Consider the following 943-nt stretch of genomic DNA (forward strand, 5'->3'; position numbering starts at 1 on the left):
AGCGGACACAGCGAAGGGTGCCGCAGAGTCTTGGTGTGAAACGAGACCTGGACACCCTTCTGACCGCACTCTACGTCTTCTGCGACGACCACGTCGTCGAACCCCGCCATATCGGCCGACCGCCACGGCTGTCGGACGCCGAGCTGCTGTGCCTGGCCATCGCCCAGGTCCTGCTCGGCTTCCCCTCCACCCGTCACTGGATTCGCTTCGTCGGCTCCCGCCTGGGCCACCTGTTCACCTACCTGCCTGGCCAGTCCGGATACAACAAGCGCCTCAACAACGCCGGACCACTGATCGCCCGCGCCCTGGACCACCTCGCCCGACAGGTCCCCACCTGGGACGACGATGTGCGGCTGATCGACTCCACCCCGCTGCCGTGCGCGGCCTCACGCGAGACCGTCAAACGCTCGGAGCTGGCCGGGCAGGCCGGGTACGGGTACTGCCGCTCCCACTCCCGGTTCTTCTGGGGCTACCGGCTCTACCTGGTCACCACCGCCGAGGGCATGCCCATCACGTGGTGTCTGGCCCACCCCAAGATCGGCGAGCGGGAGGTGATGGCCGCCTTGCTGGAACGCGACCACCACCTGGTCCGCGCCGGGCAGGTGATTCTGGCCGACAAGGGCTTCGCCGGGCGGGACTTCGAGCGGTTCGTCTCCGAGCAGTTGGGCTGCCATCTGGTGCGTCCCGACCGCAAGGACGAAAAGCCCCGCCACGGCAAGCTGGTGCGGTCTCGCCAGTGGATCGAGGCCGTGATCGACACGCTCAAAGGCCAGCTCAGCCTGGAGCAGCACGCAGGGCGTACTCCGGCGGGGGTGTTCGCCCGTACCGCACAGCGTCTGCTGGCTATGGCCGCGGTGATCTGGCACAACTGGGAGACCAACGCACCCGTCAAGCGGTCCCTGATCGCCTACGACCACTGAAGACATCGGACTCAATCATCTAG

The 943-nt window shown here is 67.0% G+C and carries 1 protein-coding gene; it reads left to right on the forward strand.

The window, feature by feature from the left end; genetic code table 11:
* Positions 1-35: 35 nt before the first annotated feature.
* On the forward strand, positions 36-920 hold the full coding sequence (locus tag ACYVD1_RS34745) for an IS982 family transposase (protein ID WP_460778721.1): 885 nt from the start codon (positions 36-38) through the stop codon (positions 918-920).
* The last annotated feature ends 23 nt before the right edge of the window (positions 921-943 follow it).

The sequence above is a fragment of the Nocardiopsis nanhaiensis genome, assembly GCF_054778635.1.